The organism is Cedecea davisae (assembly GCF_044095835.1).
GTDB lineage: Bacteria > Pseudomonadota > Gammaproteobacteria > Enterobacterales > Enterobacteriaceae > Cedecea > Cedecea davisae.
Genome location: NZ_CP172054.1, coordinates 3,939,620 through 3,960,656, shown reverse-complemented (window position 1 = coordinate 3,960,656; position 21,037 = coordinate 3,939,620). Strand labels below are relative to the sequence as shown.

Here is a 21,037-nt window from a genome sequence, read left to right as displayed (position 1 = left end):
TTATGGCCCCTTTTTCACTTTTAAGTCTGTTTGGCCACCGTGCCGGGCAGGCAACATCTCCGAGGATTTTAGAATGGCTGAAATTACCGCATCCCTGGTAAAAGAGCTGCGTGAGCGTACTGGCGCTGGCATGATGGATTGTAAAAAAGCGCTGACCGAAGCCAACGGCGACATCGAGCTGGCAATCGAGAACATGCGTAAATCCGGTGCTATCAAAGCAGCTAAAAAAGCAGGCAACGTTGCTGCTGACGGCGTGATCATCACTAAGATCAACGGCAACTACGGCGTGATTCTGGAAGTTAACTGCCAGACCGACTTCGTTGCTAAAGACGGCGGCTTCCAGGCATTTGCTAACAAAGTTCTGGACGCAGCAGTTGCTGGCAAAATCACCGACGTTGAAGTTCTGAAAGCGCAGTTCGAAGAAGAGCGCGTTGCACTGGTTGCTAAAATCGGTGAGAACATCAACATCCGTCGCGTTTCTTCCCTGGAAGGCGACGTTCTGGGTTCTTACCAGCACGGCGCGCGTATCGGTGTTCTGGTTGCAGCTAAAGGCGCTGATGAAGAGCTGGTTAAACAGCTGGCAATGCACATTGCTGCAAGCAAGCCTGAGTTCGTTAAGCCAGAAGACGTTTCTGCAGAAGTTGTAGAGAAAGAATACCAGGTTCAGCTGGACATCGCGATGCAGTCCGGTAAGCCGAAAGAAATCGCAGAGAAAATGGTTGAAGGCCGCATGAAGAAATTCACCGGCGAAGTTTCTCTGACCGGCCAGCCGTTCGTAATGGACCCAAGCAAAACCGTTGCTCAGCTGCTGAAAGAGCACAACGCTGACGTCACTAACTTCATCCGCTTCGAAGTGGGTGAAGGTATCGAGAAAGTTGAGACTGACTTCGCAGCAGAAGTTGCTGCCATGTCCAAGCAGTCTTAATGGTTTAAAAGGAACCGCCAACCGGCGGTTCCTTTTTATCCAGCCTCATAAATTCAGCCGTCTCCTATAGGCAACTGGCTGAAATGCGACAGAATGTCGCCAGAATTAACCATCCCCCATTCGTTGACTGTTCTCAGGAAAGAAACATGGCTACCAATGCAAAACCCGTCTACAAACGCATTCTGCTCAAATTGAGCGGCGAAGCTCTGCAAGGTACAGAAGGCTTCGGTATTGACGCGAGTATTCTGGACCGTATGGCTCAGGAAATTAAAGAACTGGTGGAACTTGGCATTCAGGTCGGGGTGGTAATCGGCGGCGGTAACTTATTCCGTGGTGCTGGTCTTGCAAAAGCCGGTATGAACCGCGTCGTGGGCGACCACATGGGCATGCTGGCGACCGTAATGAACGGACTGGCGATGCGTGATGCGCTCCACCGCGCCTATGTGAACGCCCGCCTGATGTCCGCTATTCCACTGAATGGCGTTTGCGATAACTACAGCTGGGCAGAGGCCATCAGCCTGCTGCGCGCTAACCGTGTCGTTATCCTCGCAGCCGGTACCGGCAACCCGTTCTTCACCACCGACTCCGCAGCCTGCCTGCGCGGGATCGAAATTGAAGCGGACGTTGTGCTGAAAGCAACCAAAGTTGACGGCGTATTTACCGCCGATCCGGTTAAAGATCCAACTGCGACGCTGTACGAGCAGCTGACCTACACCGAAGTTCTGGATAAAGAGCTGAAAGTCATGGATCTTGCCGCCTTCACCCTTGCTCGCGACCACAAACTGCCGATCCGCGTGTTCAATATGAACAAGCCGGGTGCGCTGCGCCGTGTGGTAATGGGTGAGAAAGAAGGCACTTTAATCACTGAATAATTTCAGTCGCCCTTTAATCAGGGTAAGATTTGGCTTTATCTACAGCCAGGAATAAACAGGGCTATACTTAGCCTGCGGCCATCGTTGCCGCAGATGATAAGCGTGGTCTGCCTTAAACCAGTTTTCAAGGATTCGTAACGTGATTAGCGATATCAGAAAAGATGCTGAAGTGCGTATGGATAAATGCGTCGAAGCATTCAAAAACCAAATCAGCAAAATCCGCACCGGCCGCGCTTCTCCAAGCCTGCTGGACGGCATTGTCGTGGAATACTACGGCACGCCAACTCCGCTGCGTCAGCTGGCCAGCGTCACCGTAGAAGATACCCGTACCCTGAAGATCAACGTTTTCGATCGTTCCCTGGGCCCGGCAGTTGAAAAAGCGATCATGGCTTCTGACCTGGGTCTTAACCCAAGCTCAGCGGGCACCGATATCCGCGTTCCGCTGCCTCCGCTGACTGAAGAACGTCGTAAAGATCTGATCAAGATCGTACGTGGCGAAGCCGAAGGCGCTCGTGTTGCCGTGCGTAACGTTCGCCGTGACGCTAACGACAAAGTTAAAGCCCTGCTGAAAGACAAAGAGATCAGCGAAGATGATGATCGTCGTTCCCAGGATGACGTTCAGAAACTGACTGATGCAGCCATTAAGAAAGTGGATGCGGCTCTGTCTGAAAAAGAAGCCGAGCTGATGCAGTTCTAATCCACCCTCTGGTGGATAATACGCCGCACAGTAAGCCCTCGCGTGAAGCGTGGCGTTTGCTGAGCGGCGTTTTGCTTTGATAAACACAGAGCAAAGGCGTAGACAATACGCCCCCGTCGCCGCAAACTAATGCGTCATTAATCCCTCATTTTACGACCCTGAGTAACTCATGAAGCAGCTCACTATTCTTGGATCCACCGGCTCTATTGGCGTCAGTACGCTGAGCGTCGTTCGTCATAATCCTGAAAAATTTGCCGTAACCGCCCTGGTGGCCGGTAGCAACGTTGGGAAAATGGTCGAGCAATGTCTGGAGTTCTCGCCGCGCTTTGCGGTCATGGCCAGTGAGCAGGCCGCTTCTGAATTGCGTCGCCAGTTGAAAGAGCAGGGCAGTAAAACCGAGGTGTTGGCCGGTTCGCAGGCGGCATGTGAAGTTGCCGCGCTGAATGAAGTTGACCAGGTAATGGCCGCTATTGTTGGCGTTGCAGGTCTCCCCTCTACGCTCGCCGCTATCTCTGCGGGTAAGCAGGTGCTGCTGGCGAACAAAGAGTCGCTCATCACCTGCGGGCGGCTGTTTATGGAAGCCGTTGCCCGCAGCAAAGCGCAGTTATTGCCGATAGACAGCGAACATAACGCTATTTTTCAGAGTTTGCCGGAAACAATTCAGCAGAACCTGGGATACGCTAGCCTCGAAGATAATGGCGTATCGTCCATTATTCTCACCGGATCGGGTGGTCCGTTCCGGGAAACGGCGTATGCCGAGCTGGCCGCAATGACGCCTGACCAGGCATGCAGCCACCCGAACTGGTCGATGGGACGCAAAATCTCCGTTGATTCGGCCACCATGATGAACAAAGGTCTCGAATATATTGAAGCGCGTTGGTTATTCAACGCCTCTGCGGCACAGATGGAAGTGCTGATTCATCCGCAGTCGGTTATCCATTCAATGGTTCGCTACCGTGACGGTAGCGTGCTGGCACAGCTTGGCGCACCGGATATGCGTACGCCAATTGCCCATGCGATGGCCTATCCTGCCCGCGTATCATCGGGCGTTGAGGCACTCGATTTTTGTAAAATCGGCACGCTGACTTTCATGGAGCCGGACTTTAAGCGCTACCCATGCCTGAAGCTCGCTATCGATGCCTGCGCGCAGGGGCAGGCGGCTACCACGGCGCTGAATGCGGCAAACGAAGTTGTGGTTGAAGCTTTCCTTAATCAGCAGGTGCGTTTCACCGATATCGCAGTGCTAAACCGCAGTGTGCTTGAGCAAATGAACTTAACCGAACCGCAAAGCGTGGAAGAGGTGCTGAGTGTCGATGCAATCGCTCGTGAAATAGCCAAAAAACAAGTGATGCACCTCGCAAGCCGGTGATAATTCATGCGGCCGACGTACCGCCATTTGTTCACTTTGTGCTTCAGTGATATAGTCTGCGCCACTTAATCGTCAGATGTGACTGAAGGTTAGGTGGAGAGCCGTGTCACAGCACGGCTTTTTTATGCGAAAGGCTTCAGTATTCCTGAGTACCGCTTAATTCTTTTCAGGGAATCATTACGCGTTATGTTGTCTGCTAATCAACAATTAAGCGAATCCTCACCTGCTCATGGCGCTCGCCATGTTGCCATTATTATGGATGGCAATGGCCGCTGGGCTAAGCGACAGGGGAAAATGAGGGTTTTCGGTCATAAAGCCGGGGCAAAGTCGGTTCGCCGCGCTGTTAGTTTTGCAGCCAATAACGGCATCGATGCGCTGACGCTTTACGCTTTTAGTAGCGAAAACTGGAATCGCCCGGCTCAGGAAGTGACCGCGTTGATGGAGCTTTTTGTGTGGGCATTGGACAGTGAAGTCAAAAGCTTACACCGTCATAATGTCCGCTTACGGGTAATCGGCGATACCAGTCGGTTCAACTCACGCCTGCAAGAACGTATCAAAAAAGCTGAAGCACTGACCGGTGAAAATACCGGTTTGACGCTGAATATCGCCGCGAATTATGGCGGGCGTTGGGATATTATTCAGGGAGTGCGACAACTTGCGTCGCAGGTGCAGGAAGGCTTATTGCGCCCTGACCAAATAGATGAAGACCTGCTCGGTCAGCAGATCTGCATGCATGAACTGGCTCCCGTTGATTTAGTAATTAGGACAGGGGGAGAACATCGCATCAGTAACTTTCTCATCTGGCAAATTGCCTATGCTGAACTTTATTTTACCGATGTTCTTTGGCCTGATTTCGATGAACAAGACTTTGAAGGTGCACTAAATGCTTTTGCAAACCGAGAGCGTCGTTTTGGTGGCACAGCACCTGGTGGTGAATAAGCCTGTTGGGGGTCGCTTTTGCTGAAGTATCGCCTGATTTCCGCATTTATTATGATTCCTGTTGTCATCGCGGCGCTGTTTTGGCTGCCGCCGGTAGGATTCGCGATTGCGACACTGGTTATCTGCATGCTGGCTGCATGGGAGTGGGGGCAACTGGCTGGTTTCGTTGCTCGTTCACAGCGCGTTTGGCTGGCCGTACTGTGCGGCCTGCTGCTTGCAGTAATGCTCATTACGCTGCCTGAATACCGCCATACGGTGCATCTCCCGGTGATAGAAGTATCGCTTTGGGCATCACTTATCTGGTGGGTAGCGGCACTTCTGTTGGTGCTATTTTATCCCGCTTCTGCGGCACTTTGGCGCAATTCTAAGCCGATCCGTCTGGTCTTCGGCCTGTTGACGATTATCCCCTTTTTCTGGGGAATGGTGGCGCTGCGCAGCTGGCATTATGATATCAACCACTACAGCGGCTCCGTGTGGCTACTGTATGTGATGGTGCTGGTATGGGGCGCGGATTCCGGTGCTTATGTCTTCGGCAAGATGTTTGGTAAGCATAAGCTGGCACCGAAAGTGTCCCCGGGTAAAACCTGGCAGGGCTTTATTGGCGGGCTGGCTACATCCGCAGTTATTTCCCTGCTGTTTGGCATGTGGGCGAATCTGAATGTTGCGCCAGCTGTTCTGCTAACCTGTTCTATCGTTGCCGCGCTGGCCTCGGTTTTGGGTGATTTAACCGAGAGCATGTTTAAGCGTGAGGCCGGTATTAAAGATAGTGGTCACTTGATCCCCGGACATGGTGGTATTCTTGACCGCATTGACAGTCTGACAGCGGCGGTGCCGGTGTTTGCCTGTCTGCTGCTTCTGGTATTCAGGACGATTTAACGGAAGGTTTTATGCTGAGCATACTCTGGAATTTGGCTGCGTTTATCGTTGCACTGGGTGTTTTAATTACCGTGCACGAGTTTGGTCATTTTTGGGTTGCTCGCCGCTGCGGCGTTCGTGTTGAACGCTTCTCCATCGGCTTTGGTAAGGCGCTGTGGCGCCGTACCGACCGCCAGGGCACAGAGTTTGTCATTGCTCTTATCCCGCTGGGCGGCTACGTCAAAATGCTGGATGAACGCGTTGAGCCGGTCATCCCGGAAATGCGTCACGCCGCGTTCAACAACAAAACGGTTTCTCAGCGAGCGGCAATTATCGCTGCGGGGCCGGTTGCCAATTTTATCTTCGCTATCTTTGCTTACTGGCTGGTCTTTATTATCGGCGTCCCGAGCCTGCGCCCGGTGATCGGCGAAATAACCCCCAACTCTATCGCCGCCGAAGCACAAATTGCGGCGGGTATGGAACTAAAAGCGATAGATGGCATCGAAACGCCTGACTGGGATGCTGTTCGTTTGGCCTTGGTCGGCAAAATTGGCGATGCCAGCGCGCGGGTTTCTTATGCCCCGTTTGGCACCAATCAGACGCATGATGTGACCCTCGATCTGCGTAACTGGCAGTTTGAGCCAGACAAGCAGGATCCGGTAACATCACTCGGGTTTAAGCCTCGCGGTGCGCAGATTGAAAATGTGCTGGATGAAGTCCAGCCGCAGTCGGCAGCAAGTAAAGCGGGTTTGCAAGCCGGAGACAGGATCGTTAAAGTCAACGGTCAGCCGCTCCTTCAATGGAGTACGTTTGTTAACCTGGTGCGCGATAACCCAGGGCAGGCGCTGGCCGTCCAGATTGAAAGGCAGGGGAGTTCCTTGTCTTTGACGCTGATACCGGATACAAAACCGGGTAAAGCGAAGGCCGAAGGGTTCGCAGGGGTAGTGCCAAAAATTATCCCGCTGCCTGATGAGTACAAGACAGTGCGTCAGTATGGGCCGTTTACCGCTGTAGCAGAAGCCACGGATAAAACCTGGCAACTGATGAAGCTGACGGTCAACATGCTGGGGAAATTAATAACCGGTGATGTAAAACTGAACAACCTCAGTGGGCCAATCTCCATAGCTCAAGGGGCAGGTATGTCGGCGGAATACGGGTTGATTTACTTCCTGATGTTCCTGGCGCTTATCAGCGTCAATTTAGGGATTATTAATCTGTTTCCACTGCCCGTCCTTGACGGCGGACACCTGCTCTTTTTGGCGGTTGAGAAACTGAAGGGCACACCGGTTTCCGAGCGAGTTCAGGACTTCAGTTATCGCATTGGCTCAATCCTGCTGGTGCTGTTAATGGGGCTTGCACTTTTCAATGATTTCTCTCGTTTATAGAGAGAATTAGGTTAGGAAGAACGCATAACAACGATGGCGATGAAAAAGCTCCTCATAGCGTCGCTGCTGTTTAGCAGCGCCACCGTATACGGTGCAGACGGGTTCGTGGTGAAAGACATTCATTTCGAAGGCCTGCAGCGAGTCGCCGTCGGTGCGGCCCTCCTCAGTATGCCGGTACGCCCAGGCGATACCGTCTCTGACGAGGATATCAGTAATACTATCCGTGCTCTGTTTGCCACTGGCAACTTCGAAGACGTGCGGGTTCTGCGTGATGGCAATACGCTGCTGGTGCAGGTCAAAGAGCGCCCAACCATTGCCAGCATCACTTTCTCCGGCAACAAGTCGGTGAAAGATGACATGCTCAAGCAGAACCTCGAAGCCTCCGGCGTTCGTGTGGGTGAATCTCTCGATCGCACCACTTTGGGCGACATCGAGAAAGGGCTGGAAGACTTCTACTACAGCGTCGGTAAATACAGCGCCAGCGTTAAAGCAGTGGTTACGCCGCTGCCGCGTAACCGTGTTGACCTGAAACTGGTATTCCAGGAAGGCGTTTCCGCGAAGATCCAGCAGATCAACATCGTCGGTAACCACGCGTTTACTACCGATGAGCTGATCTCTCACTTCCAGCTGCGCGATGAAGTGCCGTGGTGGAACGTGGTTGGCGATCGCAAATACCAGAAGCAGAAGCTGGCCGGGGATCTCGAGACCCTGCGCAGCTACTATCTGGATCGCGGCTATGCGCGTTTCAACATCGACTCCACGCAGGTTAGCCTGACGCCGGATAAGAAAAGCATTTATGTGACGATTAATATCACCGAAGGCGAGCAGTACAAAATCGCCGGCGTGGATGTGAAAGGCAACCTGGCGGGCCACTCTGCGGAAATCGAGAGCCTGACCAAGCTGAAGCCTGGTGAGCTGTATAACGGCACCAAAGTCACCAAAATGGAAGACGACATTAAGAAACTGCTGGGCCGCTATGGTTACGCGTATCCGCGCGTACAGACTCAGCCGGAAATTAATGACGCCGATAAGACCGTTAAACTGCACGTAAACGTCGACTCAGGTAACCGTTACTACGTTCGTAAGATCCGTTTCGAAGGCAACGACACCAGTAAAGATTCCGTTCTGCGCCGTGAAATGCGCCAGATGGAAGGCGCATGGCTGGGGAGCAACTTGGTTGACTCCGGTAAAGAGCGTCTGAACCGTCTGGGCTACTTCGAAACCGTAGATGTGGATACTCAGCGTGTGCCGGGCAGCCCGGACCAGGTTGACGTAGTCTATAAGGTGAAAGAGCGTAACACCGGTAGCTTCAACTTCGGCGTCGGTTACGGCACTGAAAGCGGCGTGAGCTTCCAGGTTGGCGTTCAGCAGGATAACTGGCTGGGTACAGGTTACTCCGTCGGCATCAGCGGCACCAAAAACGACTACCAGACCTACGCAGAACTCTCGGCCACCGACCCGTACTTCACGGTTGACGGCGTGAGCCTCGGCGGCCGTATTTTCTATAACGACTTTAAAGCTGACGATGCGGACCTGTCTGACTACACCAACAAAAGCTATGGCGTAGACAGTACGCTGGGCTTCCCGGTGAACGAATACAATACGCTGCGCCTTGGTCTCGGCTATGTGCATAACGACCTGTCGAATATGCAGCCGCAGATAGCGATGTGGCGTTACCTGGATTCTGTGGGTCAGCACCCGAATATGAACGCCAATGACAACAGTTTCTCGGCGGACGACTTCACTCTGAACTATGGTTGGACATACAACAACCTTGACCGCGGTTACTTCCCAACCGACGGTTCTCGCGTCAACCTGAATGGTAAAGTGACCATTCCAGGCTCTGATAACGAGTTCTATAAAGTGACGTTAGATACGGCGAGCTACTTCCCTATCAACGACGATCACACCTGGGTGGTGCTGGGTCGTACCCGTTGGGGTTATGGCGATGGTTTAGGCGGTAAAGAGCTGCCGTTCTACGAGAACTTCTACGCCGGTGGTTCCAGTACCGTGCGTGGCTTCCAGTCGAACAACATCGGCCCGAAAGCGGCTTACTTTGGCCCTAACCAACGTAACTGCGGAACTGGTGAGGTGTGTAACTCTAACGATGCGGTGGGCGGTAACGCCATGGGTGTTGCCAGCCTCGAGCTGATTACCCCGACGCCGTTCCTGAGCGAGAAGTATTCGAATTCTGTTCGTACCTCTCTGTTCGTTGATGCGGGTACCGTTTGGGATACCAAATGGGAAAATACCGCAGCAACCAGAGCGGCCGGTATACCTGACTACAGCACGCCGAGTAACATCCGTATGTCTGCAGGTATCGCATTGCAGTGGATGTCTCCTCTGGGGCCGCTGGTGTTCTCTTATGCCCAGCCGTATAAGAAATATGATGGAGACAAGGCAGAGCAATTCCAGTTTAACATTGGTAAAACCTGGTAATTGTTCCGCGCGAAGGAACGCAACAGCAGTGTAGCGTAGCGCCCGTTAGCCGCTTAGCAGTTCGCGGGTGCTCGCAAAAAACAGTGTCTTCGGACACCTATGGGATGGTAAGGAGTTAATTGTGAAAAAGTGGTTAGTTGCCGCAGGTCTCGGGATTGCTATGGTTGCTTCAGCCGGCGCTCAGGCTGCCTCCAGCATCGCAGTAGTTAATATGGGCAACCTGTTCCAACAGGTGGCACAAAGCACCGGCGTTTCTAAAACCCTGGAAAACGAGTTCAAAGGCCGCGCCGGTGAACTGCAGGGCATGGAAAACGATCTGCAATCCAAAATGCAGCGTCTGCAGCGCGATGGTTCAACCATGAAAGCTTCAGATCGCAGCAAAATGGAAAAAGACGTGATGGCTCAGCGCCAGGCGTTCTCTCAAAAAGCACAGGCTTTTGAGCAAGATCGCAACCGTCGTTCCAACGAAGAGCGTGGCAAACTGGTTACTCGTATCCAGGCTGCCGTGAAGAAAGTTGCTGACGACAAAGGTTATGATGTTGTTCTGGATGCAAACACCGTTGCCTATTCCGGTAACGATGTAAAAGACATCACTGCAGACGTTCTGAAACAGGTTAAATAAGTAATGCCTTCGATTCGACTGGCTGAATTAGCCCAGCAGTTGGATGCAGAATTGCACGGTGATGGCGATATCGTCATCACCGGCGTCGCATCTATGCAAACCGCCCAGGCGGGCCATATCACGTTCATGGTTAACCCTCGCTATCGTGAACAGCTGGCGGCTTGCCAGGCTTCTGCCGTCGTGATGACCGAAGCCGATCTTCCTCATGCTAAAAGCGCAGCTCTGGTAGTGAAGAACCCCTATCTGACCTATGCACGCATGGCACAAATTCTTGATACCACGCCTCAGCCGGCGCGTGACATCGCCCCGAGTGCGGTGGTTGACGCTTCAGCGAAGCTGGGTAATAACGTTTCTATCGGCGCGAACGCCGTTATCGAGTCCGGCGTTGAGCTGGGCGATAACGTAGTGATTGGCGCTGGATGCTTTATTGGTAAAAATACCAAAATCGGCGCGGGTAGCCGCCTGTGGGCCAATGTCTCCATTTATCACGAGATTGAAATCGGTGCCCAGTGCCTGATTCAGTCCAGCACCGTGATTGGATCTGACGGCTTTGGCTACGCCAACGATCGCGGCAATTGGGTGAAAATCCCCCAGCTTGGCCGCGTCATCATTGGCGATCGCGTTGAGATTGGTGCCTGCACAACCATTGACCGCGGTGCGCTGGATGACACGATTATCGGCAATGGTGTTATCATTGATAACCAGTGCCAGATTGCACATAACGTCGTGATTGGCGACAATACCGCAGTTGCTGGCGGCGTCATCATGGCTGGCAGCCTGAAAATCGGGCGTTACTGCATGATTGGCGGCGCAAGCGTGATTAACGGCCATATGGAAATCTGTGACAAGGTGACCGTGACCGGAATGGGAATGGTGATGCGTCCTATCACCGAGCCTGGCGTTTATTCCTCGGGCATCCCGTTGCAGCCAAACAAAGCGTGGCGTAAAACCGCTGCCCTGGTGATGAACATCGATGAAATGAGCAAACGCTTAAAATCCATCGAACGTAAGGTCAATCAACAAGACTGACCGTCGCCTGCCCCGCGCTGCCGTGCTTACCGGCCATAAGGGCCGAAGCGCGAAGCCGCGCGATTTGATTTGCGGCCTGCTGGCTTTCTTTCGATAGCCGCAGGCCGTGTTATTATTGTCATTTAGAATATTTAGACAGGAAGAGTATTTTGACTACTGACACTCATACTCTGCACATTGAAGAGATTTTAGAGCTTCTGCCGCACCGTTACCCGTTCTTGCTGGTTGACCGCGTGCTGGATTTTGAAGAAGGTCGTTTTCTGCGCGCAGTAAAAAATGTCTCCGTTAACGAGCCATTTTTCCAGGGCCACTTCCCTGGTAAGCCAATCTTCCCGGGCGTCCTAATCCTGGAAGCGATGGCGCAAGCCACCGGTATTCTGGCGTTTAAAAGCGTCGGCAAACTTGAGCCGGGCGAACTGTATTACTTTGCCGGTATCGATGAAGCGCGCTTCAAGCGCCCTGTAGTGCCTGGCGATCAAATGGTTATGGAAGTGACCTTTGAGAAAACTCGCCGTGGTCTGACGCGTTTCAAAGGCGTTGCGACCGTTGACGGAAAAATTGTCTGCGAAGCAACCATGATGTGCGCGCGCAGCCGGGAGGCATAATACGTGATTGATAAATCCGCCTTTATTCATCCAACAGCTATCGTGGAAGAGGGTGCCGTTATCGGTGCCAACGTCCATATTGGTCCGTTTTGTATCGTGGGTCCAAATGTTGAAATCGGCGAAGGCACGGTGCTGAAATCTCACGTTGTCGTGAATGGCCATACTAAAATTGGCCGCGACAATGAGATCTATCAGTTCGCGTCCATCGGCGAAGTTAACCAGGATCTTAAATATGCGGGTGAACCTACTCGCGTGGAAATTGGCGATCGCAACCGCATTCGCGAAAGCGTCACTATCCACCGTGGTACGGTACAAGACGCTGGATTAACGAAGGTGGGCAGCGATAACCTGCTGATGGTTAATGCGCACGTTGCGCATGATTGCCAGATTGGCGACCGCTGCATCCTCGCGAACAACGCTACGCTCGCGGGTCACGTACAAATCGGGGATTACGCCATCATTGGCGGGATGACCGCGGTGCATCAGTTCTGCATCATCGGTGCCCACGTTATGGTTGGTGGCTGTTCCGGCGTCGCTCAGGACGTTCCACCTTACGTTATCGCACAGGGCAACCATGCGACGCCGTTTGGCGTGAACATCGAAGGCCTGAAGCGTCGCGGTTTCAGCAAAGAGGCGCTGCACGCTATTCGTAACGCCTATAAACTCCTCTATCGCAGCGGCAAAACGCTTGAAGAGGCGAAGCCGGAAATCGCTGAGATTGCCGCTCAGCATCCGGAAGTGAACGCATTTGTTGAATTCTTTGCGCGCTCCACGCGCGGTCTGATTCGCTAAATGAAGCCTGGTCGTCCCCTCACGATTGCCCTGGTCGCCGGAGAAACTTCCGGCGATATTCTTGGCGCAGGTCTTATCCGCGAGCTGAAAGCCCGAGTCCCCGATGCCCATTTTGTTGGCGTTGCCGGGCCGCTGATGCAGGCTGAAGGCTGTGAAGCCTGGTATGAGATGGAAGAGCTGGCGGTAATGGGCATTGTCGAAGTGCTTGGCCGCCTGCGCCGCCTGCTGCATATCCGTGCTGACCTGACCAAACGCTTCACCGAACTGCAGCCAGACGTCTTCGTCGGCATTGATGCGCCGGATTTCAATATCACCCTGGAAGGCAATCTCAAGAAGCAGGGGATCCGCACCATCCACTACGTCAGCCCGTCCGTTTGGGCATGGCGGCAAAAACGCGTTTTCAAAATTGGCAGAGCGACCGATCTGGTGCTGGCTTTTCTGCCTTTCGAAAAAGCGTTTTATGACCGGTTTAACGTACCCTGTCGCTTCATTGGGCACACCATGGCGGATGCCATGCCGCTCGACCCTGAAAAAAACGCCGCCCGCGCGACGTTGGGTATAGCGCCTGAAGCAAAATGCCTCGCGCTGCTGCCCGGCAGCCGTGGTGCTGAAGTCGAAATGCTCAGCGCTGACTTCCTGCGTACCGCGCAGCTGCTGCGCAAACGCTGGCCGGAGCTGGAAGTTGTGGTGCCGCTGGTTAACGCGAAGCGCCGCGAGCAGTTTGAAAAAATCAAAACCGAAGTTGCCCCCGAGTTGCACGTTCACCTGCTGGACGGCAAGGCTCGTGAGGCGATGATCGCCAGCGACGCGGCGCTGCTTGCCTCAGGCACGGCTGCTCTGGAGTGTATGCTGGCGAAATGCCCGATGGTTGTGGGTTACCGCATGAAGCCATTCACCTTCTGGCTGGCAAAGCGCCTGGTGAAAACGGACTACGTTTCGCTGCCTAACCTGCTGGCAGGGCGCGAGCTGGTGAAAGAGCTGCTGCAAAATGAATGTGAACCTATCGCTCTTGCGGCCGCGCTTGCGCCGCTGCTTGAAGACGGTGCGGTCAGCCATCAGGTGCACGAAACCTTCCGAGATTTGCATCAGCAGATCCGTTGTAACGCGGATAAGCAGGCGGCGGACGCCGTGCTGGAGCTGGCTCAATGATGGAATTTATCTACCCCCACACGCATCTGGTCGCCGGGGTTGACGAAGTAGGCCGCGGGCCGCTGGTTGGCGCCGTTGTTACCGCTGCGGTTATCCTTGATCCGGCAAAACCCATCGTCGGCCTGGCGGACTCGAAAAAATTATCAGAAAAGCGCCGTCTGGCGCTGTATGACGAGATTGTTGAGAAAGCGCTGAGCTGGAGCCTTGGGCGAGCCGAGCCGGAAGAGATAGACCAGCTCAATATTCTGCATGCGACAATGCTGGCGATGCAGCGTGCCGTTGCGGGCCTCCATACCATGCCAGAATATGTGTTGATCGACGGCAACCGCTGTCCGGCGCTGCCGGTGCCGTCTCTGGCGGTGGTAAAAGGCGATAGCCGGGTTGCGGAAATTAGCGCGGCGTCAATACTTGCCAAAGTCACGCGTGACCGCGAAATGGCAGAGCTGGACATAAGCTTCCCGCAGTACGGTTTCGCTCAACACAAGGGCTACCCAACCGCTTTTCATCTTGAGAAGCTTGCCGAGCATGGCGCGACCGAGCATCATCGCCGCAGCTTTGCCCCTGTCAAACGCGCGCTTGGGCTGGTGTCCTGAGCCGCGAGTAGCTGATACAGAGTAATTGGTGAGAGATGGCTGAACCACGTTTCATTCACCTTCGGGTGCACAGTGACTATTCCATGATTGATGGGCTGGCAAAAACCGGGCCGCTGGTAAAAAAAGCCGCGGCGCTGGGGATGCCTGCCATCGCTATCACCGACTTCACCAACCTGTGCGGGCTGGTGAAATTCTACGGTGCCGGCCACGGCGCCGGCATTAAGCCGATCATTGGCGCAGATTTTAACGTTGCCAGCGAGCTTCTGGGCGACGAGTTAAGCCATTTGACGGTGCTGGCCTCCAATAACGAAGGCTACCAGAACCTTACCTTGCTGATTTCTCGCGCCTATCAGCGCGGCTACGGAGCTGCGGGCCCGATTATCGACCGCGACTGGCTGATTGAGCTTGGTGAAGGGTTGATCCTGCTCTCCGGCGGGCGTATGGGAGATATCGGCAAAAGCCTGTTGAGAGGAAACCAGCCGCTGGTCGATCAGTGTCTGGCGTTCTACCAGCAGCATTTTGCCGATCGCTTCTATCTGGAACTGATACGTACCGGTCGTCCTGATGAAGAAAGTTATCTTCACGCGGCGGTGGCGCTGGCCGATGAACGAGGCTTGCCGGTCGTGGCAACCAATGACGTTCGTTTTCTCGAGCCGGGTGATTTCGACGCGCACGAAATTCGTGTCGCTATCCACGACGGCTTCACGCTGGACGATCCTAAACGCCCGCGAAATTACTCGACCCAGCAGTACATGCGCAGCGAAGATGAGATGTGCGAGCTGTTCTCGGACATCCCGGAAGCGCTGGAAAACAGCGTGGAAATCGCCAAACGCTGTAACGTGACCGTGCGTCTGGGCGAATACTTCCTGCCGCAGTTCCCGACCGGTGAAATGAGCACCGAAGACTTCCTGGTAATGAAGTCCAAAGAGGGGCTGGAAGAGCGTCTCGAGTTCCTGTTCCCGGACCCCGAAGTCCGCGCGGAAAAACGCCCTGAATACGACGAACGTCTGGATATCGAGCTTCAGGTTATCAACCAGATGGGCTTCCCTGGCTACTTCCTGATCGTTATGGAGTTTATCCAGTGGTCGAAGGATAACGGCGTGCCGGTAGGGCCGGGGCGCGGTTCCGGTGCCGGCTCGCTTGTTGCGTATGCGTTGAAAATCACCGACCTCGATCCGCTGGAATTCGACCTGCTGTTCGAACGCTTCCTGAACCCTGAACGTGTTTCGATGCCCGACTTCGACGTCGACTTCTGCATGGAAAAACGCGACCAGGTTATCGACCACGTTTCGGAGATGTATGGCCGCGAGGCGGTTTCTCAGATAATCACCTTCGGTACCATGGCGGCGAAAGCGGTAATCCGCGACGTAGGCCGCGTGCTGGGGCACCCTTACGGCTTTGTCGATCGTATCTCCAAGCTGATCCCACCCGATCCGGGTATGACGCTGGCCAAGGCGTTCGAAGCCGAACCTCAGCTACCTGAGATCTACGAAGCCGACGAAGAAGTTAAAGCGCTTATCGATATGGCGCGTAAGCTGGAAGGCGTCACGCGTAACGCCGGTAAGCACGCAGGGGGCGTGGTTATCGCCCCGACCAAAATTACCGATTTTGCGCCGCTTTACTGTGACGATCAGGGCCAGCATCCGGTCACCCAGTTTGACAAAAACGACGTTGAATATGCCGGCCTGGTGAAGTTCGACTTCCTCGGCCTTCGTACGCTGACGATCATCGACTGGGCGTTGAAAATGATTAACCCGCGTCGGGCTAAACAGGGGCTGGAGCCGATCGATATCGCCGCCATCCCGCTCGACGACAAGAAAAGCTTCGACATGCTGCAACGCTCGGAAACCACGGCGGTATTCCAGCTTGAATCGCGCGGCATGAAAGACCTGATTAAGCGCCTGCAGCCCGACTGTTTCGAAGACATGATTGCTCTGGTGGCCCTGTTCCGCCCCGGCCCGTTACAGTCGGGGATGGTAGATAACTTTATCGACCGTAAGCATGGCCGCGAAGCTATCTCTTACCCGGATGTTCAGTGGCAGCATGAATGCCTGAAGCCGGTTCTGGAGCCGACTTACGGCATCATTCTGTACCAGGAACAGGTGATGCAGATTGCCCAGGAGCTTTCTGGTTATACCCTCGGCGGCGCGGATATGCTGCGTCGTGCAATGGGTAAGAAAAAACCGGAAGAGATGGCCAAGCAGCGCGGCACCTTCGAAGAGGGTGCGAAGAAGAACGGCGTCGACGGCGAGCTGGCGATGAAGATCTTCGACCTGGTAGAGAAATTTGCCGGGTACGGTTTTAACAAATCCCACTCCGCCGCCTATGCTTTGGTTTCCTACCAGACGCTGTGGCTGAAGGCGCACTATCCCGCCGAGTTTATGGCGGCGGTAATGACCGCGGATATGGACAACACCGAGAAAGTTGTTGGCCTGGTGGACGAGTGCTGGCGCATGGGGCTGAAGGTTCTGTCGCCGGATATTAACTCCGGTCTTTATCATTTCCACGTCAATGACGATGGGGAAATTGTGTACGGCATCGGCGCGATTAAAGGCGTGGGTGAAGGGCCGATTGAAGCCATCATCGAAGCGCGTAACCAGGGCGGGCATTTCCTCGACCTGTTTGATCTTTGCGCGCGCTCCGATGTTAAAAAGCTCAACCGCCGGATACTGGAAAAACTGATTATGTCCGGGGCGTTTGACCGCCTCGGGCCGCACCGCGCGGCGCTGATGAACGCCCTGGGCGATGCCTTGAAGGCAGCCGATCAGCACGCGAAAGCCGAAGCCATTGGCCAGGCCGATATGTTTGGCGTGCTGGCCGAAGAGCCTGAACAGGTTGAGAAGTCGTATGCCAGCGTCATTCCCTGGCCCGATCAGGTGGTGCTGGAGGGCGAGCGTGAAACCCTGGGTCTGTACCTTACCGGCCACCCAATCAACCAGTACCTGAAAGAAATTGAGCGCTATGTCGGCGGCATGCGCCTGAAAGAGATGCACCCGACAGAACGTGGTAAAATGACCACGGCTGCGGGTCTGGTGATTGCTTCGCGAGTTATGGTCACCAAGCGGGGCAATCGCATCGGCATCTGTACGCTGGATGACCGTTCTGGTCGTCTGGAAGTGATGTTATTCACAGATGCGCTAGAAAAATACCAGCATCTGCTGGAAAAAGACCGTATCCTGATCGTTAGCGGACAGGTCAGCTTTGATGACTTCAGCGGAGGGCTTAAAATGACGGCCCGCGAGCTGATGGACATCGACGAAGCCCGTGAAAAGTACGCGCGTGGGCTTGCTATCTCGCTGACGGACAGGCAAATTGATGACCAGCTTTTAAACCGTCTCCGTCAGTCTCTGGAACCCCATCGTTCGGGGACAATTCCAGTACATCTCTACTATCAGAGGGCGGATGCACGCGCTCGATTGCGCTTTGGCGCAGCGTGGCGTGTTTCCCCTAGCGATCGGTTACTTAACGATTTGCGCACGCTGATTGGTTCGGAGCAGGTGGAACTGGAGTTTGACTAAAACAGGAATATTATGAGTCTGAATTTCCTTGATTTCGAACAGCCGATTGCAGAGCTGGAAGCGAAAATCGATTCCCTGACGGCCGTTAGCCGCCAGGACGAAAAACTGGATATTAATCTGGATGAAGAAGTGCAGCGTCTGCGCGAGAAAAGCGTTGAGCTGACCCGCAAGATCTTCGCTGATTTAGGCGCATGGCAGATTGCGCAACTGGCGCGTCACCCGCAGCGTCCGTACACCCTGGATTATTTGCGTCTCGCTTTTGACGAGTTTGACGAGCTTGCGGGCGACCGCGCCTATGCCGACGATAAAGCTATCGTTGGCGGTACCGCTCGTCTGGACGGCCGTCCAGTGATGATCATTGGTCATCAGAAAGGGCGTGAAACTAAAGAGAAAATCCGCCGTAACTTCGGTATGCCTGCTCCCGAAGGCTACCGCAAAGCGCTGCGTTTGATGGAAATGGCCGAGCGTTTCAACATGCCGATCATTACCTTCATTGACACGCCGGGGGCATACCCGGGCGTTGGCGCCGAAGAGCGCGGCCAGTCGGAAGCGATTGCCCGTAACCTGCGTGAAATGTCTCGCCTGAAGGTGCCGGTTATCTGCACCGTGATTGGCGAAGGTGGCTCCGGCGGCGCGCTGGCTATCGGCGTGGGCGACAAAGTGAACATGCTGCAGTACAGCACCTATTCGGTTATCTCCCCGGAAGGCTGTGCTTCTATTCTGTGGAAAAGTGCCGATAAAGCGCCGCTCGCGGCAGAAGCGATGGGCATTATTGCCCCGCGTCTGAAAGAGCTGAAGCTTATCGACACCGTTATCCCGGAACCGCTCGGCGGTGCGCACCGCAACCCGGAAGTGATGGCTGCTTCCCTGCGTGCTCAGCTGCTGGCGGACCTGGCCGATCTAGACGTGTTGAACAAAGAAGAGTTGTTAAACCGTCGTTATCAGCGTCTGATGAGCTACGGTTACGCTTGAATAAAGGGTAAACAATAACGATAAGGGTCGGATTTTCCGGCCCTTTTTTTATTTATCGCTTCATGGAAAATCGCATTGCGCTATGCTTAGCAAAGTATATTTTCCAGGAGGTGAATATTGAATACGATTGCAGTCATGGGGCCGCACGGCGTTTTTTACAAAGACGAGCCTATCAGGGAGCTGCATCGCGCCCTGGAGCTACAAGGCTTTCAGCTGATTTACCCGACCAACAGCACCGACCTCCTCAAGCTGATTGAGCACAACCCGCGTATCTGCGGCGTGGTGTTTGACTGGGACGAATACAGCCTTGATTTATGCAGTGAAATTAACCTGCTGAACGAAAACCTGCCGCTGTACGCCTTTATCAATACCCACTCTTCGCTGGACGTCAGCGTTAACGAAATGCGCATGGCGCTGTGGTTCTTCGAGTATGCGTTGAGCGCCGCCGACGACATCGCCCTGCGCATTCGCCAGTACACCGCTGAGTATCTCGACACCATTACGCCACCGCTGACCAAAGCGCTGTTTACCTATGTGAAGGAAGGGAAATATACCTTCTGCACGCCGGGTCACATGGCGGGAACCGCTTACCAGAAAAGCCCGATTGGCTGTCTGTTCTACGATTTCTTTGGCGGCAACACGCTGAAGGCCGATGTCTCTATCTCGGTGACGGAGCTGGGGTCGCTGCTCGACCACACAGGGCCACATCTTGAGGCGGAAGAGTACATCGCCCGTACCTTTGGCGCCGAGCAAAGCTACATGGTGACTAACGGCACCTCGACCTCCAACAAAATCGTCGGCATGTATGCTGCGCCTTCCGGCAGCACTATTCTGGTGGATCGCAATTGCCACAAATCGCTCACGCACCTGCTGATGATGACCAACCTGGTGCCAATCTGGCTGAAGCCGACGCGAAACGCATTGGGGATCCTTGGCGGTATTCCTCAGCGCGAATTTATGCGGGAAAATATCGAAAAGAAAGTGGCCGCCACGCCTGACGCCCAATGGCCGGTACATGCGGTGATCACCAACTCCACCTACGATGGCCTGCTGTACAACACCGAATTTATCAAACAGACGCTGGATGTTCCGTCGATTCATTTTGATTCCGCATGGGTGCCTTATACCAACTTCCACCCAATCTATCAGGATAAAAGCGGTATGAGCGGCGAACGCGTGCCGGGGAAAGTGATTTATGAAACGCAGTCTACCCACAAGCTGCTGGCGGCCTTTTCACAGGCTTCGCTGATCCATATTAAAGGCGATTACAGCGAAGAGACTTTTAACGAAGCCTACATGATGCACACCACGACTTCTCCGAGCTACCCGCTGGTGGCGTCGATAGAAACGGCGGCGGCCATGCTGCGTGGTAACACCGGCAAGCGTTTGATTAACCGCTCCGTAGAGCGGGCGCTTCATTTCCGTCGTGAAGTGCAGCGTCTGCGTGAAGAGTCGGAAGACTGGTTCTTCGATATCTGGCAGCCGGAAAGTATTGATGAAGCGCAGTGCTGGCCCATTGCGCCGGGTGAAGAAGACTGGCACGGTTTCCGTGATGCCGATGCGGATCATATGTATCTTGATCCTATCAAGGTTACGATCCTTACGCCGGGTATGAGCGAGCTGGGTGAAATGGCAGAGGAGGGGATCCCGGCCGCGCTAGTGGCGAAGTTCCTCGACGAGCGCGGCGTGGTGGTTGAGAAAACCGGGCCGTACAACCTGCTGTTTCTGTTCAGCATTGGCATTGATAAAACCAAGGCGCTGAGCCTGCTGCGCGGGCTGACCGAGTTTAAGCGCTCATACGATCTCAACCTGCGGGTGAAAAACATGCTGCCGGATCTCTACGCAGAAGATCCCGACTTCTATCGCAACATGCGTATTCAGACGCTGGCGCAGGGTATTCATAAGCTTATCAAGCAGCATAATTTGCCCGACCTGATGCTGCGGGCGTTCGACGTGCTGCCGGAAATGAGAATGACGCCGCATGAAGCCTGGCAGCAGCAGGTGAAGGGCAATGTCGAAACGGTAGAGATTGAAGAGTTGCTGGGGCGCGTGTCGGCCAACATGATCCTGCCTTACCCTCCCGGCGTGCCGGTCGTGATGCCTGGGGAAGTTATCACCAAACAGAGCCGCGCGGTGCTCGACTTCCTGCTGATGCTTTGCTCGGTGGGTGAGCATTACCCCGGCTTTGAAACAGATATTCATGGCGCAAAACTCGGCGACGATGGGATCTACAGGGTACGAGTCTTAAAAGAGGCCTGAGTGCTTGATTTGCAATG

General features: G+C 54.2%; 17 protein-coding genes. All 17 read left to right on the top strand.

The genetic code is table 11. The features are described from left to right. Nucleotides 1-73 precede the first annotated feature (73 nt). The 17 genes from tsf (at nt 74) to ACG1VR_RS18870 (ending at nt 21,020) form a co-directional block, all read left to right on the top strand. Nucleotides 74-925 (top strand): translation elongation factor Ts, encoded by an 852-nt coding sequence (gene tsf, locus ACG1VR_RS18950; protein WP_016534965.1) that lies wholly within the window; start codon nt 74-76, stop codon nt 923-925. A gap of 146 nt (nt 926-1,071) precedes the next feature. Continuing rightward, nucleotides 1,072-1,797 (top strand): UMP kinase, encoded by a 726-nt coding sequence (pyrH, locus tag ACG1VR_RS18945; RefSeq protein ID WP_039897929.1) that lies wholly within the window; start codon nt 1,072-1,074, stop codon nt 1,795-1,797. Between the two features lie 139 nt (nt 1,798-1,936). Next, nucleotides 1,937-2,494 carry a ribosome recycling factor gene (gene frr / locus ACG1VR_RS18940; RefSeq protein WP_039897930.1) on the top strand — a complete coding sequence of 186 codons (558 nt, stop codon included), beginning with the start codon at nt 1,937-1,939 and terminating at the stop codon, nt 2,492-2,494. A 169-nt stretch (nt 2,495-2,663) separates the two neighbouring features. Continuing rightward, on the top strand, nt 2,664-3,863 hold the full coding sequence (gene ispC, locus ACG1VR_RS18935) for a 1-deoxy-D-xylulose-5-phosphate reductoisomerase (RefSeq protein ID WP_016534968.1): 1,200 nt from the start codon (nt 2,664-2,666) through the stop codon (nt 3,861-3,863). Between the two features lie 186 nt (nt 3,864-4,049). Then, nucleotides 4,050-4,802, top strand: coding sequence for a (2E,6E)-farnesyl-diphosphate-specific ditrans,polycis-undecaprenyl-diphosphate synthase (gene ispU, locus ACG1VR_RS18930; RefSeq protein WP_039897931.1), 753 nt, complete (start codon nt 4,050-4,052; stop codon nt 4,800-4,802). A gap of 18 nt (nt 4,803-4,820) precedes the next feature. Further along, nucleotides 4,821-5,678, top strand: a complete 858-nt coding sequence (gene cdsA, locus ACG1VR_RS18925; RefSeq protein WP_279050129.1) for a phosphatidate cytidylyltransferase — start codon at nt 4,821-4,823, stop codon at nt 5,676-5,678. Between the two features lie 11 nt (nt 5,679-5,689). After that, nucleotides 5,690-7,042, top strand: coding sequence for a sigma E protease regulator RseP (gene rseP, locus ACG1VR_RS18920; protein WP_016534971.1), 1,353 nt, complete (start codon nt 5,690-5,692; stop codon nt 7,040-7,042). A 33-nt stretch (nt 7,043-7,075) separates the two neighbouring features. Further along, nucleotides 7,076-9,481 (top strand): outer membrane protein assembly factor BamA, encoded by a 2,406-nt coding sequence (gene bamA / locus ACG1VR_RS18915; protein WP_016534972.1) that lies wholly within the window; start codon nt 7,076-7,078, stop codon nt 9,479-9,481. 121 nt (nt 9,482-9,602) lie between these two features. After that, nucleotides 9,603-10,103 (top strand): molecular chaperone Skp, encoded by a 501-nt coding sequence (gene skp / locus ACG1VR_RS18910; protein ID WP_039897933.1) that lies wholly within the window; start codon nt 9,603-9,605, stop codon nt 10,101-10,103. Nucleotides 10,104-10,106: 3 nt separating this feature from the next. After that, nucleotides 10,107-11,132 carry a UDP-3-O-(3-hydroxymyristoyl)glucosamine N-acyltransferase gene (lpxD, locus tag ACG1VR_RS18905; RefSeq protein ID WP_016534974.1) on the top strand — a complete coding sequence of 342 codons (1,026 nt, stop codon included), beginning with the start codon at nt 10,107-10,109 and terminating at the stop codon, nt 11,130-11,132. Between the two features lie 149 nt (nt 11,133-11,281). Beyond that, nucleotides 11,282-11,737, top strand: a complete 456-nt coding sequence (gene fabZ / locus ACG1VR_RS18900) for a 3-hydroxyacyl-ACP dehydratase FabZ (protein WP_016534975.1) — start codon at nt 11,282-11,284, stop codon at nt 11,735-11,737. A 3-nt stretch (nt 11,738-11,740) separates the two neighbouring features. Then, nucleotides 11,741-12,529 carry an acyl-ACP--UDP-N-acetylglucosamine O-acyltransferase gene (gene lpxA, locus ACG1VR_RS18895; RefSeq protein ID WP_016534976.1) on the top strand — a complete coding sequence of 263 codons (789 nt, stop codon included), beginning with the start codon at nt 11,741-11,743 and terminating at the stop codon, nt 12,527-12,529. Further along, nucleotides 12,530-13,678, top strand: a complete 1,149-nt coding sequence (lpxB, locus tag ACG1VR_RS18890) for a lipid-A-disaccharide synthase (protein ID WP_395489552.1) — start codon at nt 12,530-12,532, stop codon at nt 13,676-13,678. It abuts the gene before it with no gap. Continuing rightward, on the top strand, nt 13,675-14,271 hold the full coding sequence (gene rnhB / locus ACG1VR_RS18885) for a ribonuclease HII (RefSeq protein WP_395489551.1): 597 nt from the start codon (nt 13,675-13,677) through the stop codon (nt 14,269-14,271). The genes lpxB and rnhB overlap by 4 nt, the downstream gene beginning before the upstream one ends. Before the next feature lie 35 nt (nt 14,272-14,306). After that, nucleotides 14,307-17,789 carry a DNA polymerase III subunit alpha gene (gene dnaE, locus ACG1VR_RS18880; protein WP_016534979.1) on the top strand — a complete coding sequence of 1,161 codons (3,483 nt, stop codon included), beginning with the start codon at nt 14,307-14,309 and terminating at the stop codon, nt 17,787-17,789. 12 nt (nt 17,790-17,801) lie between these two features. Continuing rightward, nucleotides 17,802-18,761, top strand: a complete 960-nt coding sequence (accA, locus tag ACG1VR_RS18875; protein WP_016534980.1) for an acetyl-CoA carboxylase carboxyl transferase subunit alpha — start codon at nt 17,802-17,804, stop codon at nt 18,759-18,761. A 117-nt stretch (nt 18,762-18,878) separates the two neighbouring features. Then, a complete protein-coding gene (locus ACG1VR_RS18870; RefSeq protein WP_395489550.1) occupies nt 18,879-21,020 on the top strand; it encodes a lysine decarboxylase LdcC in 2,142 nt (713 codons plus the stop codon). Nucleotides 21,021-21,037: the final 17 nt, after the last annotated feature.